We start from the raw sequence: 336 nt of genomic DNA, 5'->3' as shown, positions 1-336 counted from the left end.
GCGGCTCAGAGGTTTCCCCGGTCCCCTGGAGCGCATGGGCCGTCAACGAGTGAGCACCTGTTGCAAGCCCCGTCAGACCCAAACTCCAGTTTCCACTGGCGCTCACCGCGGCGATGCCCTTGGAGTTCTGAGCGTCGTAGATCATCACCAGCTGACTGCCTGGGGCGGTGCCCGAAAGCGTCACACGGGTATCGAACGTGCTGCCGCCGTGACTGACTTCGCCTTGCGAATCCTGCACGCTGACAATGACGGGCTGCGTCCTGGACTTGACGTTGAACGTGCGCGACGCGGACACCAGCCCTGTGCCATAGCGCGCCTTGGCAGTGATCGAATGCG

At 63.4% G+C, this 336-nt stretch carries 1 pseudogene; it reads right to left on the bottom strand.

Annotated elements, in window-relative coordinates:
- A pseudogene (locus QMX89_RS22900) lies at nucleotides 1-336 on the bottom strand (hypothetical protein); the annotation flags it as partial.

This window comes from Pseudomonas sp. PS01301 (assembly GCF_029960215.1).
GTDB lineage: Bacteria > Pseudomonadota > Gammaproteobacteria > Pseudomonadales > Pseudomonadaceae > Aquipseudomonas > Aquipseudomonas coleopterorum.
The sequence above is the reverse complement of the archived record's forward strand: the minus strand, read 5'-3'. Positions and strand labels throughout refer to the sequence as shown.